Raw genomic sequence first — 14324 nt, 5'->3', positions numbered from 1 at the left:
CCCTTAAATGGAGGGCGTGAGTTTTACACGAGCTTTGGTGGTGAGTGGTTTTCCTAATTTGAGTTTGATAGAAGTGGCGCTGCGGTTGTTATCAGTGCTACTACTGATTGCCATAAATGCCTTTTTTGTGACGGCGGAATTTTCGATGGTGAGTGTGCGGCGATCGCGTATTCACCAGCTAGTTAAGGCTGGGGATATTCCAGCGATCGCTGTAGAAATGTTACAACGCAGTATTGACAGACTGCTATCTACCACCCAGTTAGGCATTACCCTCTCTAGTTTGGCACTGGGATGGATTGGCGAAAGTACGATTGTTGTGCTAGTGAATGCCTGGTTAAGATCCTGGCCTTTACCCAGTGGGATGACTACCTTCCTCGCCCATTCCCTATCAATTCCTATCGCCTTTTTCTTGATTGCCTATTTGCAAATTGTGATCGGAGAATTATGCCCCAAATCCTTAGCCATGCTGTACTCAGAACAGCTAGCGAGGTTTTTGGGGCCTCCGGTAAAAGCGATCGTGCGTTTTTTTGGCCCCTTCATCTGGATTCTTAACCAATCAACTCGTTTTTTATTACGAATTTTTGGCATCCAATACACAGGTCAAGGCTGGCGTCCGCCTGTAACTCCCGAAGAATTGCAACTGATCATCTCTACAGAATGGGGGTCTACTGGTTTACAGCGTGCAGAGCGAGAATTGCTCAATAATGTCTTCGAGTTTGGAGATGTCATGGCGCAAGATGTGATGATCCCGCGCACCAGTATTATCACACTGCCAAAAGATGCTAGCTTCCAGACATTACTCAGGGAAATGGCTTCTACTGGTTACTCTCGCTATCCCGTGATTGGTGAATCTTTAGACGATGTTCGCGGTATTGTTTATTTTAAAGATTTGGCACAACCTTTGGCAGTCGGAAACCTCAGTTTAGAGACACAGATCCAGCCTTGGATGCGTCCCGCCCGGTTTGTTCCAGAACATACGGCCTTGAGTGAACTTTTGCCCATGATGCAGCAAGAGAAACCCGCTATGGTCATGGTAGTGAATGAATTTGGCGGTACTGTGGGACTAGTGACAATCAAAGATGTCATTGCCGAAATTATTGGCGGCCCCAGCGAATCTGAAAGCAGTGAAGACTTACTGATTCAGATGTTAGATGAGCAGAAATTTTTGGTGCAAGCACAAATCAACCTTGAAGACCTCAACGAGATTTTGCATCTCAATTTGCCCCTGACCAGAGAATATCAAACACTAGGGGGCTTTTTGCTGTATGAGTTACAGAAAATTCCGGCCATTGGCGAAATCTTTTGTTATCAAAATCTCGAATTCACCGTGGTATCGATTGTTGGTCCACGCCTGCATCAAATTCAACTGCGACGGTTAGAGGAGTTAGGAGTTGAGAGTTAAGAGTTAAGAGTTATGGATTTTAACCTGGATTTCTTACTTGTGAGAAATCCAAGGGGTGTGGGAGGTGTGGGAGGTGTGGGAGGTGTGGGAGGTGTGGGACAAGAGCTTATATAGAAGGCCCCAGTTTACCAGNCACCTCCCACACCTCCCACACCTCCCACACCTCCCACACTCCCCACACTCCTCTTCCTCTGAAGCCTACACTATGTGTGAGAAATCCGGGTTTAACTCCTCACTCCTAACTCCTCATTCAAGAAGCATAGGCCAATGGATCGACAAGTCCCAATTCGGCAAAAGCTGCTAGCCGTAAGCGACAAGAATCACACACACCACAGGCGACATCTCCACCTGCATAGCAAGACCAAGTTAGTTCCCAAGGAACTCCCAATTGGTTCCCCAGTTGGATGATTTCGGTTTTTTTCAGGTTGATTAGGGGTGCAACAATCTTAATTGGTTGTCCCTCACGCCCTTGTTTGGTTCCCAAGCGAAAAACTTCCTGCATTGCTTGGATATAGTCGGGGCGACAATCAGGATATCCTGAGTAATCTAGGGCATTAACGCCGATATAGACACGCTCTGCTGCGATCGCTTCGGCGTAACTAAGAGCAAAGCTTAAAAAGATGGTATTACGAGCCGGAACATAAGTGACAGGAATATTTTGAGACATTTCATCCAGCGATCGCTCCTGGGGTAAATCAATGGCATTATCAGTAAGGGCCGAACCGCCCCATTGTCGTAAGTCAAAGTTAACTACCTGATGTTTTGCGATCGCAGCTTTTTGAGCGACACTGAGCGCTGACTGTAACTCTCGTCGATGTCGCTGCTGGTAATCAAAGGAAATAGCATGACATTCACAGCCATCAGCTTGAGCTTTGTACAGAATTGTGGAAGAGTCCAATCCCCCAGATAACAGAATTACAGCTTTCATCTCTATTGCAAATTTTGGATTTCAAATCACTGCATCAAACCTTAACAAGATGCCAGAAAGCAATGCCAAGGAAAATTTATACTTAGGTTTTACTGAAAACTTTAAAGTTAATAAAAATACATATATTTTTGTAGAAAGTGCAAAATCCAAAGCAAACTCGAAATATATATACAAAAGATATTTGGATTACGGGAACCGATCGCAAACTTTGAAATTCTTCATAAACATAGGCTCTATGTTACCATCTGGATGGTTTTAGACGGATCGTAACCGGCTTTCGAGTATAAACGCCAACGGCCGTAGCGTCTCTAAATTTGGTGGTTGAGGAGAGAATAATAGTGCAAAATAGCATGTCAGTGGCAGAACCGAATCCATATACACAGCGCAACCAGCCACGACCAATCCGCATAGGCGTGATTGGAGTGGGTAACATGGGACAACACCACGCTCGCGTGCTGAGTTCAATGAAAGATGTTGAACTAGTCGGAGTGGCAGATATTAACGTCGAGCGAGGATTAGAAACTGCCAGCAAGTACAAGGTGCGTTTTTTTGAAGATTACTGCGATCTGCTACCCCTTGTGGAAGCAGTTTGTGTAGCTGTTCCCACCCGTCTGCACTATGCCGTGGGCATCAACTGTCTGTTAGCGGGAATTCATGTTTTGATTGAAAAACCGATCGCAGCCAGTATTTCTGAGGCAGAGTCTTTAGTAAATGCCGCAGCTGAGTCTGGGTGTATCCTGCAAGTAGGTCATATTGAGCGTTTTAACCCAGCTTTTAAAGAACTGAGCCAAGTTCTAAAAACAGAGGAATTACTGGCGCTAGAAGCCCACAGAATGAGTCCTTACTCAGATCGGGCAAACGATGTTTCAGTTGTGCTGGATTTAATGATCCATGACATCGACCTACTTCTGGAATTAGCTGCTTCCCCAGTCACAAAATTGACTGCTAGCGGTACTCGCTCCCTAGACTCTGGTTATTTAGATTACGTAACCGCCACCTTGGGATTTGCCAATGGTATTGTTGCTACTCTGACTGCTAGTAAAGTCACTCACCGCAAAATTCGCCGGATTGTCGCCCATTGCAAAAATTCATTTACTGAGGCAGATTTTCTCAAGAATGAAATTTTGATTCACCGACAAACGGCTGCCAATTCTCTCACCGACCACCGACAAGTACTTTACAGACAAGATGGTGTAATTGAAAAAGTCTACACCAGCAATATTCAACCACTAAGTGCAGAATTAGAACATTTTGTCAACTGTGTACACGGTGGCAATCAACCCTCAGTAGGTGGTGAACAAGCTCTCAAAGCCCTGAGACTCGCAAGTTTAATTGAGCAGATGGCGCTGGAAGATCGAGTTTGGAATCCCTTAGACTGGCAATCGGAACCAAGGGTACAATCATTGACCCCGACAGCTTAGAAGAAGAGGGGATGAGGGGGATAAAGAAGGTGAAATTTTCTCCCTCTTCTCCCCGTGCTACCCCACATCCCCAACTTCAGTAGAAAACCTAGAGTCTGTTTTTAAATTTGCCATCAAATCTTTAGATCCTTCCTAGTCTCTTTAAAAAGCAGGCTAAGGGGGATCTAAAAAATTAGAAAGCAAAACCTAGTGGTTAATTTCATTAATTTTGTGAGGTTTGTAGTGAGCGATTTATCGCTTAATCTTAATGGCTAGAGGTACTTACGAACTTTTATCACTCTCAACATTAATGAAACAAACAGCTAGCTTCCACTTGTCTGACTCTATTTTTCAGTTGTGATGCCAATTTTTAGTGCGGCCAAATTCCCTTTACTCTAGCAAGCAGGGATAATTACCCTTTAAAAAAGCTAAAGCTGAATTTAGCAACAAGACTAGTCCAGCAATTTCAGGAATTGACTCAATGCTTGAATGGATAACTAATACTATCAATTATTTTGGCTATTGGGGAATCGCCCTACTAATGTTTTTAGAGAACCTTTTTCCCCCAATTCCTTCAGAATTGATTATGCCACTTGCTGGATTTACAGCAAGTCCATATCAACCAGGAGGGGCAAAGCTAAATATCATTGGTGTATTTTTCGCAGGACTTTTGGGTTCTGTATTAGGCGCACTTATTTGGTATTATCCGGGTAAGTTTTTAGGCGAAACCCGTTTGAAAGCTTGGGCTGATAAGTATGGCAAATGGCTGGCTATATCTAGTAAAGATATTACCAAGGCCAAAGAGTGGTTTGACCGACAAGGTAGAAAAGCAGTATTAATTGGTCGTCTTGTGCCAGGAATCCGCACCTTGATTTCTGTTCCCGCAGGGATCAGCAATATGCCCTTGCTACCATTTCTGTTTTACACAACATTAGGTAGCGCGGCTTGGGTGGGTTTGCTAACATACTCAGGATACGCATTGGGTAGTCAGTATGAACTTGTGGACAAGTACCTTGCTCCTGTATCTAAAATCGTACTTGGCGGTTTGGTTCTAGCATTTGTTTTCTGGATATTCAAGCGCCAGTTAAGACGTACTAGAAGATGAAACACGGACGCTTTTGGTTTGAAAGCAGTGAAAACAGGGGTTACATCTGGCCAAAATTCGCCTACACTATGCCAAATAATACTAGATGTGCGAAGGCATGAGCTTATCGGAGGTATCGACCGAATTAATTTTTGGCGTATTTCTAGCTACACTTGACGCAACCTAGAATTTCTGGTTGCTCGCATTTTTGTAAGATGAGCATGACAACTTTTTACAGTTAAGTTTGAACTAGGAGCTTTCATGACAGACCAACCTTCCGCCGCTACCCCAATCAATGCTGCTGCTATACCCATGAATAGGGTGTCGGCATCGACTCCCATCAATGCTGTTAATAATAATCCTCCCAAGACAGGCGGTGTTCCGGGAAAAACCATTCTCAGTGTTGATTTAGGCAGAACTTCCACAAAAACTTGTGTAAGTCGTGAACCAGGCAGTGTGGTGTTCGTACCTGCCAACGTCAAGCAGATGTCAATAGAACAAGTACGCGGTGGTGTTTTTGAAGCCAGAGCTACTGACCCCTTAATGGATTTGTGGCTGGAGTATCAAGGAAATGGATATGCTGTTGGTCAACTAGCAGCCGATTTTGGGGCGAATTTAGGAGTCGGACAATCTAAGGTAGAAGCTGCACTGGTAAAAGTTTTAGCAAGTGCTGGCTACTTCAAACTCAGAGACGATATCTCAGTTGTACTTGGTCTGCCTTTTCTTTCCTTAGAGCAATTTGAAAAAGAAAAAGCACAGCTAATTAGCCAAGTAGGTGGCCCTCACGTGTTGAACTTCCGAGGCGAATCTGTGTCGCTGAACGTCAGTAAGGTATGGGTAATGCCAGAAGGCTACGGCAGCTTGCTGTGGTCTGAAGCTCAACCCAAGAAAAACCCTGGCAGTCCCGATTTTACAAAAATTTCGGTGGCGATCGTTGATATTGGACATCAAACTGTGGATCTTTTGATGGTAGATAACTTCCGTTTTGCCAGAGGTGCTTCTAAGAGCGAAGACTTCGGGATGAATAAGTTTTATGAATTGGTGTCTGCCGAAATTGAGGGAGCAGATAGTCAATCTCTAGCACTGATTTCCGCTGTTAACAAACCCAGAGGTGAACGCTTTTATCGTCCTAAAGGCGCTAGCAAGCCCACCAACCTAGATGATTTTCTTCCTAACCTTACAGAGATGTTTTCTCGCGAAATCTGTAGCCGTGTGCTAGCCTGGTTGCCAGAACGCGTCACCGATGTGATTCTTACTGGCGGCGGTGGTGAGTTCTTCTGGGACGACGTTCAACGTCTGCTCAAAGAAGCAAAGATTAATGCTCATTTAGCAGCACCTTCCCGTCAGGCGAATGCTTTGGGGCAGTATATTTATGGAGAGGCACAATTATCCTCCAATCGCGCTGCTAGGGCATAAAGCTGATGTTCCAATGGTCAAAAAAGGTAGTTAAATCCGTCACGTTCAACCCAGAGCTTGCTGATGAAAGCTTGTTAGCGCAAGTAGAAAGTTATTTGGAAAAACAACCAGACAAGACTTTCAGCGACCTCTGTAAAGAAGCCTTATGGCAATCTTTATGTGTACCGGAACCTGTACAACCTGCTCCACAAACAGCAGTAACAACACCGATTGATCAACAAATCGGTGAACTGCAACGTCAAGTGGCTGGACTTGAGGAACGTTTTTTTGCCAAGGGATCTAATCGTTTGGAGGCGATGGAACATCATCTACTGCAACTTTCTCAACAAGTCGCACAACTGGCGCTCATAGTCAACGATCGATCGTTCATTCCGTCTCCAACTCAATTAGAAGTAGTAAATAATACTTCTTATACTGTTGCTACCCCTCCTCAAGAGGTTGACCCCGTAATCAGTCGCCTTAGTCAGTTTCTTGATGATTTTTAAGGAACAATCAGGTTTGTGAGCAGTTTTTGCTCATGTTAACAATCCTTAATAGTTAATACTATTAAGGATTATTAATGTTTATATATGGAAATATTGGGATTATTGAGATTTGTATAGATGGGGCGATCGCTCATAACTGAAACAGCAGATTTTACCCAATAGTAACTGTGAGCAATAACCTAAAAATACCGGATTTTGATGCCAATCTGATCGTGTCCGAAGCTGAAAATATCGCAAAACTTAGTGCTGGGATGTTCTGGAATGATTCTGTCAAAACAGTTTTATCCGTCTGTTGTAATTCGCCTGAATTATTTCCATATTTAAGACTATGCAATTCTCGCTCTCATTACATTACTAAGTGGTTAAATAAGTATTTTGACGGTTATAATAATCGACCTTCAAAGCGAACTAGTAAAAAGATAGGCACTGTTTCAGACGAAATTATTGACACGATTCTTTCAGTTCGTTTACCGACTCTCAGCACTGATGGCATTAATCACATAAAGGATGCTCATCGTCTTTCCATGTCGGCAGAAAACATCTTAGGCCTTCTTTTAGAAGAATATCTTGCCGAAAAATTGTCATTTTATGGTTGGTACTGTGCTTGGGGAGAGACTATAAACAAGGTTGATTTTTGTACCAATAAAGGTGAACTATTACAAGTTAAAAATCGTAGTAATTCTGAAAATAGTTCGAGCAGTAGTGTCCGTAAAGAAACTATCATTCGGAAATGGCATAGAGTCAATGCTAAGAATGGAGTTTACTACTGGAAAAAGCTGAATCAATTAATAGGATGTTCTGATCTTTCTGAAGAAGACTTTGCCGTCTTTGTTAGACAAACTATCACTGAAAATCCCGCAGCATTGTATGTAGAAAGTAGTAACTATTGGCAACAAATTCAGTAATGGAAGTCCTAAAAATAATCACCAGGCTGTGAATTTAGTGATTAAATAGCGAAAGCTGTTCAAAGACTGGTATCCCCTTAGGTTTTTCCTGTCTAATTAGACTATGTAAATAGTCACCAATAGCTTGAGCTAAGAGTACAGGTACGGCATTACCTATCTGTCTGTATTTAGAGGCTGTCGAACCATAGAAAATCCATGAGTCGGGAAAGGTTTGAATCCTGGCACACTCTCGAACACTTAGAGGACGAAGTTCCTCTGGATGACACATATCTGTAGCCTTTTGGTAAGGACTTGTAGTAACAGTAGGAGAGGGCTTATCCCAACATAACCTTCTGTAAAACCCTACTTTACCACCTCCAGATTTGTAAGCGCCTCCCATTGCTTCTTTTATCAAGTCGTTAGGTAAATCTCTCCAGTTTTGACCACTTTTTAAAAGCTTTAAATATTGAAGACGGTTTTTTGAGTAGGAAGTATACTCTGGTTGTGGATCTTCTAAGTTGAGCAGAGCATCTTTAAGAGTGCGCCATTGAGGTAATAAAGAGCCATCTTTACTATGAGTAGGCAAAGGAAATGTAGCTGATTCACCATCTCTTGAGCCAATAAAGATTACTCGCGCTCTGTTTTGCGGAACACCGTAATCTGCTGCTTCCATTACTTTATAAATAACTTGATAACCAAGGCGCTTCATTTCTTCTAGAACAATCTCAAGAGCGCTCCCTTGCATTTCATCTAGTTCCAGAGGAGCATAACCCGTTCCTCGTTCCAGATGAGGTCTATGACGAATAGGAGCCGAGAGTAAACCTTTAACATTCTCCATGACAAAAAAGCGTGGCTGCAATTGTTCAACAATACGTATAAAGTCCATAAACAAGCTGCCACGAGGGTCCATAACTGAACCACGTTTTCCTGCTGTACTGAAGGGTTGACAAGGGGGGCCACCAGTTACTAAATCTACTTCTCCAATACGTAGAGGTCTACCAAGGTTAATAACATATCCCCCTTCCTCCAAAAGATTTTGAGCAGTGATTTTCTGTATATCTCTTGCTACGGCACTATTTAGGTGAGGTCGGTTGAAAGCTATAGTCTTCGCAGCATCAGGATCTTTCTCAACAACACTTACTACCCGAAAACCTGCCTGTTCTATCCCAATATCTAGTCCACCTGCTCCTGTAAATAAACTGATTGATATTGCCCGATTGTCTATCACTGCTTTTATCCTTACAGCCTTAATCAAATATACGATTTACTGGAACCCTCAAGTCTGCTTCATGCTAACGATAAATACCTGCAATTCTAATAGTGTAAGCCTTTTGAAACAGTATGCTACAAAGGCGCTATTCTCTTTTAAATGTGGCAGGCGTAGACGGGCTTATCGTTAGACATGGTATTTGTACAATGCACAAATTTGCTCGCCTTTATGTTGAATATTATTAGTACATATTTTTACTAGATTCTTTTTTTACTCTGCACACTGTATAAATGCTAGAATCCTCAAGTAGACAGTTAGGATACCTAGATGCCAGTTGTAGCTAACTCAATCAAGTTTGGTACAGACGGCTGGCGGGGCATTATTGGTGATGAGTTCACCTTTGAACGCCTAGCCCTGGTCGCACCAGTTGCCGCAAAAGTATTATATGATACGTATTTTTCTACGGTTGGTAGCCGGACAATAATTGTCGGTTACGATCGCCGATTCATGGCTGAAGACTTTGCTCGTGCTGTTGCCGATACTGTCAGTGCTGTGGGATTTGATGTGCTACTGAGCGAGAGCTATGCCCCAACCCCAGCTTATAGTTGGGCGGCAAAAGAACTCAATGCTTTAGGGGCGCTGGTAATTACAGCCAGTCATAATCCTGGTAAATATTTGGGTTTAAAAGTCAAGGGTTATTTTGGTGGATCGGTACCGCCAGAAGTCACAAAAGATATAGAAGATCAGTTGTCGGTGGGAGTACCACTAGCAGCTACCCCAGGTAAGCAAGAAAAATTCGATCCTTGGCCTAGTTATACCCAAGCACTAGAACGTAAAGTTGATATCGCCAAACTTAGAGAAGCGATCGCATCTGGTAAATTGACGTTATTTGCCGATGTCATGCATGGCGCTGCTGCTACTGGATTGGCAAGACTACTAGGCAATCAAGTCAAAGAAATCAACTCAGAACGCGATCCCCTATTTGGTGGCGGTGCGCCGGAACCCTTACCAAAATACCTTTCAAAGCTATTTGAAGTCATCAAGACTCACAGAGAAACCGATAAATCAGGTTTAACAGTGGGGTTGGTATTTGATGGAGACTGCGATCGCATTGCAGCAGTGGATGGAGAAGCAAACTTCCTAAGTTCCCAAGTATTAATCCCGATATTAATCGACCATTTAACCCTGCGGCGCGGTTTTACTGGAGAAATAGTCAAAACTGTTAGTGGTTCCGACTTGATGCCCCTTGTGGCAGCACTACATAACCTCTCAGTCTTTGAGACAGCAGTTGGTTATAAATATATTGCTGACAGAATGTTAGTAGCAAAAGTATTGCTGGGTGGTGAAGAGTCGGGCGGAATTGGGTATGGTAGCCATATTCCCGAACGTGATGCGCTGTTGTCAGCCTTGTACGTGTTAGAGGCGATCGTAGAATCTGGTTTGGATTTAGGTGAGTATTATCGCTACTTACAGAAAAAAACAGGGTTCACCTCAGCTTACGATCGCATTGATTTACCCCTAGCAAATATGCAAGTGCGATCGCGTCTTTTGCAACAACTGCAAACCCAACCCTTAACAGAAATTGCAGGTAAAGCAGTGATTGATTGTCAAACAATTGACGGTTACAAATATCGCCTTGCTGATAAAAGCTGGTTAATGATTCGCTTTAGCGGGACTGAGCCAGTTTTACGCCTCTACTGCGAAGCCCCGACAATTGAGCAAGTGCATCAAACTCTTGCTTGGGCGAAACAGTGGGCGGAGTAAAATTAATTATTAGTCATTTGTCTTTTGTCCTTGGTAAATGATCAATGACCAATGACTTAATGACTAATGATATCATGTCCGCTTGATTGCTTATTAAACCCGAAGAACCCCACCCCGCCAAAGCTACGCTTTGTCTCCCCTCCCCGCAGNCGGGGAGCAGGGTGGATTAATTGTCGAGAGAGAAAATATAACATGGAAGAATGATTCCTTGAGAAAAAGACCAAAACCAGAGGAAAGTTGGGAATGAATTTAATCGAAGCAATTCAAGGGGTTCCCGATTATCGACATGCCAGAGGGATTAGACATAGACTTTGGATAATACTAACTATAGTTTTGTTAGGTAGTTGCACAGGATATTGGGGATATAAACCTTTAGCTGAGTTCACTAAAAATCATCGATTATCCCTAATCAAATTATTAGATTTATCTCCAGATATTCAATTTCCGTCAGCATCAACATTTAGAAATATCATGATGTCTATTGATTTTCAGATATTAGCTGAACTGTTTAACGTCTGGGCAGAAAATAGTTTGCCAATTAATCACAAAGAATTATTTGCCATCGATGGTAAATGTATTAAAAGTACTGTCACAGGGGGAAATAAATCTTATCAAAACTTTGTGAGTATCGTTTCAGTTTATAGTCATCAGCAAGGATGGGTAGTCAGACATCAAGCTATGGAGAATCACGCTCATAGTGAGATTAGTGTGGTAGAAGAGCTAATTAAAACACTTTCTGGGTATCATGTCGTGATTACAGCAGATGCGCTACATTGCCAAAAAAAACTGTTGAGTTAATTATTGAGGGAGAAAATGACTACATTATTACTATTAAAGGAAACCAGCCAAATCTGCTGAAAGTAGCTACTGAGCTAGCTGAATCCTCAATCGCTATCGATACCAATCACCATTATGAAAATTTGCATGGACGAAAGACCACTCGTCAAGTCAAAGTCTATCCAATTCCATCTGAGTCATTACCTGATTGGGTTGCCGCTAAAAGTTTAGTTGAGGTTAACAGACATGGAACTCGACCTCAAGGAAAGAAAAGTCGTCGTCAGATTGTTGATTATCATGAACGACACTTTTATTTGAGTAGCTTAAATTGTTCAGCCTCAAAATTCGCTCTCCTTATTCGTGGCCATTGGTCAATCGAAAATCAACTTCATTGGGTCAAGGATGTAACTTTAAATGAAGATAACTGTATTCATACTGGCGGTTTTTCACCAGCTAATTGGGCGATGGTCAGACAGTTTTTAGTTTCCCTCGCTCGTCAGTTACATTGTCGGACTCTTCCTGAAGCGTTAAGGCTGATGGCTAACCAACTTCAAATGATTTTTGATGCGCTATTTGAGCACTTTGACTTCTCTTCCAGAATACCTATGAGTCCAACGGTCGAGTCAGAAAACTTTTTCTCTCTCCACAATTAATCCACCCTGCCTCCCCGCAGGCGGGGAGGGGTTGGGGGTGGGGTGTAATGACTGTGGGAATCATAACTAATTATGCGGACATGATATGACCAATGACCAATGACCAATGACTAATGACTAAATTACTTGTAGTAGCCACAGGAAATCCAGGTAAGCTGCGGGAAATGCAGGCTTACCTGGAAAATTCTGGTTGGGAATTAACCCTCAAACCTGAAGAGTTGGAAATTGAAGAGACGGGCGAAACTTTTGCCGCCAACGCTTGTCTAAAAGCGTCACAAATTGCTAAAGCTACGGGAAACTGGGCAATTGCTGATGATTCAGGTTTGCAAGTAGATGCTCTAAATGGCGCACCAGGAGTTTATTCTGCACGTTACGCCAAAACCGACTCAGAACGCATTGCTAGGATATTGAGCGAATTAGGCAACGAGGTAAATCGGCAAGCTCAATTTGTCTGTGCAGTAGCGATCGCTCGTCCCGATGGTGCGATCGTATTAGAATCTGAAGGTGTTTGTCGCGGCGAAATTCTCCATACACCCCGTGGTGATAGTGGTTTCGGCTACGATCCAATTTTTTATGTGCAAGAACTGCAATTGACCTTTGCTGAAATGACACGGGAGTTGAAGAGGTCAATTAGCCATCGAGGCAAGGCTTTTACAGCTTTACTTCCGCAACTAGAGAGAGTGAAGAATTAAGAGAGACGCGATTAATCGCGTCTATGCAAGAGTTAGGAGAGACGCGATTAATCGCGTCTGTACAAGAGTTAGGATTTTATGAATTATGCTAAATCTTGATTCATTATTCGTGACTCACAACTCATAACTTTTAACTCTTAACTCCTAACTTTTTTAAACTGCTTCTGTGTTCTTTTCGCCAGTGCGAATCCGAATCACTTGCTCAACAGGCGAGATGAAAATTTTACCATCGCCGATTTCACCAGTGCGGGCAGCAGCAATAATTTTGTCTACCACCATATCAACCTGATTGTCGTCAACTACGATTTCCACTTTGAGTTTTTGCAGAAACTCAACGGTGTACTCAGAACCACGATACCGTTCAGTTTGACCTTTCTGCCGTCCGAACCCCCGGACTTCAGAAACAGTCATGCCAACAATACCAGCGTTAACTAAAGCAATTTTCACCTCATCTAGCTTAAATGGGCGGATAATAGCTTCTACTTTTTTCATCTTCTTTACTCCTGACTTCTACTAGCTTCGTTTATATATCTAACCAGATCCGCTGTCTGAAGCTGTAACTAGCGGTGCTTTTCCTAAAAAATATGTAATAATTACAACTTTTTTAAAGTGTAAGTGCTTTACTTGAGGGTTTATGACATAAAAAGCGGCAAGGATTTATTAATTGGATAATCTTTGAGGTTCTAACATAGAGAAGTTGCTGTCAATTTAGCATTTTATGTAGCTTTTATAACCTAAAAATAGATCGTTTCCACCATTTAGCAGATTTGTTTGGATATTTAGAGAGTGATTGCAGCCAAATTATACGGTCGCCCGAAAGCCTGCTACTGCTGCTGCTACTGCTGCTGAATGTGGGAATGTCAACTAACGTTTCTGATGTTCAAACAAGGGACGCACAACGAAATATCCAGCACTAAAGGCAGTCAGCATGATTAACAAGATGGTAATAATTAACCACCAGCCATTGAGTCCCTTGACATCTGGCTCAGTAGTGGAATAGTAACTGACTTGTTGCTCTTCTATAAAAACTGGTTCTGATACCGGAAAATTCATTTCCATTACAGGTGCAGAAAAGTCTTGGTGGCGGCTTTTTTTAGCTGGTTGTTTGGACACAACAGATGGACGCGAACGAGAAACCTGCTGAGGTGAACGCGGTTGTGTTACTGGCTGTTTAGCAGTACTTTTAACGTCACCAGAAGCTTGGTTAGCTTGGGGATAATTAGCTGTAGCATGGGAATCCACAAAATTTTGCAAACGAGAAAAAGACTCAACGACTTTGGTAATTTCTTGGCGTAATAGTTGATTTTCTTGTAGTAGTTGCTGATTTTGGGTGGTGAGTGCATTTAGCCTCGCCTGTGCTGCTTGCAACTCTGTTGACAATTCCCTGTATACAGATAGTGGTACAGAGGGAGGGTAGGCTTGAGTACTCGGTGTTGGCGAATTTCTGTGAACAGAACCTATGGTTGTTCGCATCGGGGCTTGGTATTAAAAATCAAAGTAATTAGATCGTACAGAGATGCTAACAGAGATAGTCACCCCTGAAACTATGCCCAAGAATAATAGAAAAATACCGAAAGGGCAAAGATTTTTTATGAGGTATTGGGGATTGGGTATTAAGAAAACTTTTCC

General features: G+C 42.6%; 12 protein-coding genes and 1 pseudogene. 9 read left to right on the top strand and 4 right to left on the bottom strand.

The annotated features are described in order from the left end of the window. Nucleotides 1-7 precede the first annotated feature (7 nt). Nucleotides 8-1402, top strand: coding sequence for a hemolysin family protein (locus CDG76_RS01175; RefSeq protein ID WP_190240722.1), 1395 nt, complete (start codon nucleotides 8-10; stop codon nucleotides 1400-1402). A 250-nt stretch (nucleotides 1403-1652) separates the two neighbouring features. Here CDG76_RS01175 and queC read toward each other — a convergent pair whose 3' ends face one another. Next, nucleotides 1653-2330: a 7-cyano-7-deazaguanine synthase QueC gene (queC, locus tag CDG76_RS01170; RefSeq protein WP_094347285.1), complete on the bottom strand. Its 678-nt coding sequence runs from the start codon at nucleotides 2328-2330 to the stop codon at nucleotides 1653-1655. Between the two features lie 338 nt (nucleotides 2331-2668). On the opposite strand from queC, the gene CDG76_RS01160 reads away from it, so the two are divergent. The 5 genes from CDG76_RS01160 to CDG76_RS01140 all read left to right on the top strand — a co-directional run bounded on the left by CDG76_RS01160 (nucleotide 2669) and on the right by CDG76_RS01140 (nucleotide 7620). Further along, nucleotides 2669-3751, top strand: a complete 1083-nt coding sequence (locus tag CDG76_RS01160; RefSeq protein WP_094347283.1) for a Gfo/Idh/MocA family protein — start codon at nucleotides 2669-2671, stop codon at nucleotides 3749-3751. A 460-nt stretch (nucleotides 3752-4211) separates the two neighbouring features. Further along, on the top strand, nucleotides 4212-4835 hold the full coding sequence (locus CDG76_RS01155; protein WP_094347282.1) for a DedA family protein: 624 nt from the start codon (nucleotides 4212-4214) through the stop codon (nucleotides 4833-4835). 240 nt (nucleotides 4836-5075) lie between these two features. Next, entirely contained in the window at nucleotides 5076-6230 is a 1155-nt protein-coding gene (locus CDG76_RS01150; RefSeq protein ID WP_094347281.1) for a ParM/StbA family protein, read from the top strand. A 5-nt stretch (nucleotides 6231-6235) separates the two neighbouring features. After that, on the top strand, nucleotides 6236-6715 hold the full coding sequence (locus CDG76_RS01145; RefSeq protein WP_094347280.1) for a plasmid segregation centromere-binding protein ParR: 480 nt from the start codon (nucleotides 6236-6238) through the stop codon (nucleotides 6713-6715). Between the two features lie 167 nt (nucleotides 6716-6882). Then, entirely contained in the window at nucleotides 6883-7620 is a 738-nt protein-coding gene (locus CDG76_RS01140; protein WP_094347279.1) for a SinI family restriction endonuclease, read from the top strand. 34 nt (nucleotides 7621-7654) lie between these two features. On the opposite strand, the gene CDG76_RS01135 is transcribed toward CDG76_RS01140, so the two are convergent. Next, nucleotides 7655-8827, bottom strand: a complete 1173-nt coding sequence (locus tag CDG76_RS01135; protein WP_094347278.1) for a DNA cytosine methyltransferase — start codon at nucleotides 8825-8827, stop codon at nucleotides 7655-7657. A 309-nt stretch (nucleotides 8828-9136) separates the two neighbouring features. Here CDG76_RS01135 and CDG76_RS01130 point away from each other — a divergent pair, with 309 nt between their 5' ends. The 3 genes and pseudogenes from CDG76_RS01130 (at nucleotide 9137) to rdgB (ending at nucleotide 12695) form a co-directional block, all read left to right on the top strand. Next, on the top strand, nucleotides 9137-10573 hold the full coding sequence (locus CDG76_RS01130; RefSeq protein WP_094347277.1) for a phosphoglucomutase/phosphomannomutase family protein: 1437 nt from the start codon (nucleotides 9137-9139) through the stop codon (nucleotides 10571-10573). A gap of 243 nt (nucleotides 10574-10816) precedes the next feature. Beyond that, a pseudogene (locus tag CDG76_RS39540) lies at nucleotides 10817-12003 on the top strand (ISAs1 family transposase). Nucleotides 12004-12116: 113 nt separating this feature from the next. Then, nucleotides 12117-12695, top strand: a complete 579-nt coding sequence (rdgB, locus tag CDG76_RS01115) for an RdgB/HAM1 family non-canonical purine NTP pyrophosphatase (RefSeq protein ID WP_094347274.1) — start codon at nucleotides 12117-12119, stop codon at nucleotides 12693-12695. Nucleotides 12696-12848: 153 nt separating this feature from the next. Here the strand turns inward: rdgB and CDG76_RS01110 are convergent, their stop codons facing one another. Together CDG76_RS01110 and CDG76_RS01105 are read right to left on the bottom strand one after the other, a co-directional pair. Next, nucleotides 12849-13187 carry a P-II family nitrogen regulator gene (locus tag CDG76_RS01110; RefSeq protein ID WP_012410794.1) on the bottom strand — a complete coding sequence of 113 codons (339 nt, stop codon included), beginning with the start codon at nucleotides 13185-13187 and terminating at the stop codon, nucleotides 12849-12851. Nucleotides 13188-13559: 372 nt separating this feature from the next. Further along, nucleotides 13560-14168 carry a hypothetical protein gene (locus tag CDG76_RS01105; RefSeq protein WP_094347273.1) on the bottom strand — a complete coding sequence of 203 codons (609 nt, stop codon included), beginning with the start codon at nucleotides 14166-14168 and terminating at the stop codon, nucleotides 13560-13562. Nucleotides 14169-14324 lie beyond the last annotated feature (156 nt).

The organism is Nostoc sp. 'Peltigera membranacea cyanobiont' 210A (genome assembly GCF_002246015.1).
In the GTDB taxonomy this organism is placed as follows: domain Bacteria; phylum Cyanobacteriota; class Cyanobacteriia; order Cyanobacteriales; family Nostocaceae; genus Nostoc.
The sequence above is the reverse complement of the archived record's forward strand: the minus strand, read 5'-3'. Positions and strand labels throughout refer to the sequence as shown.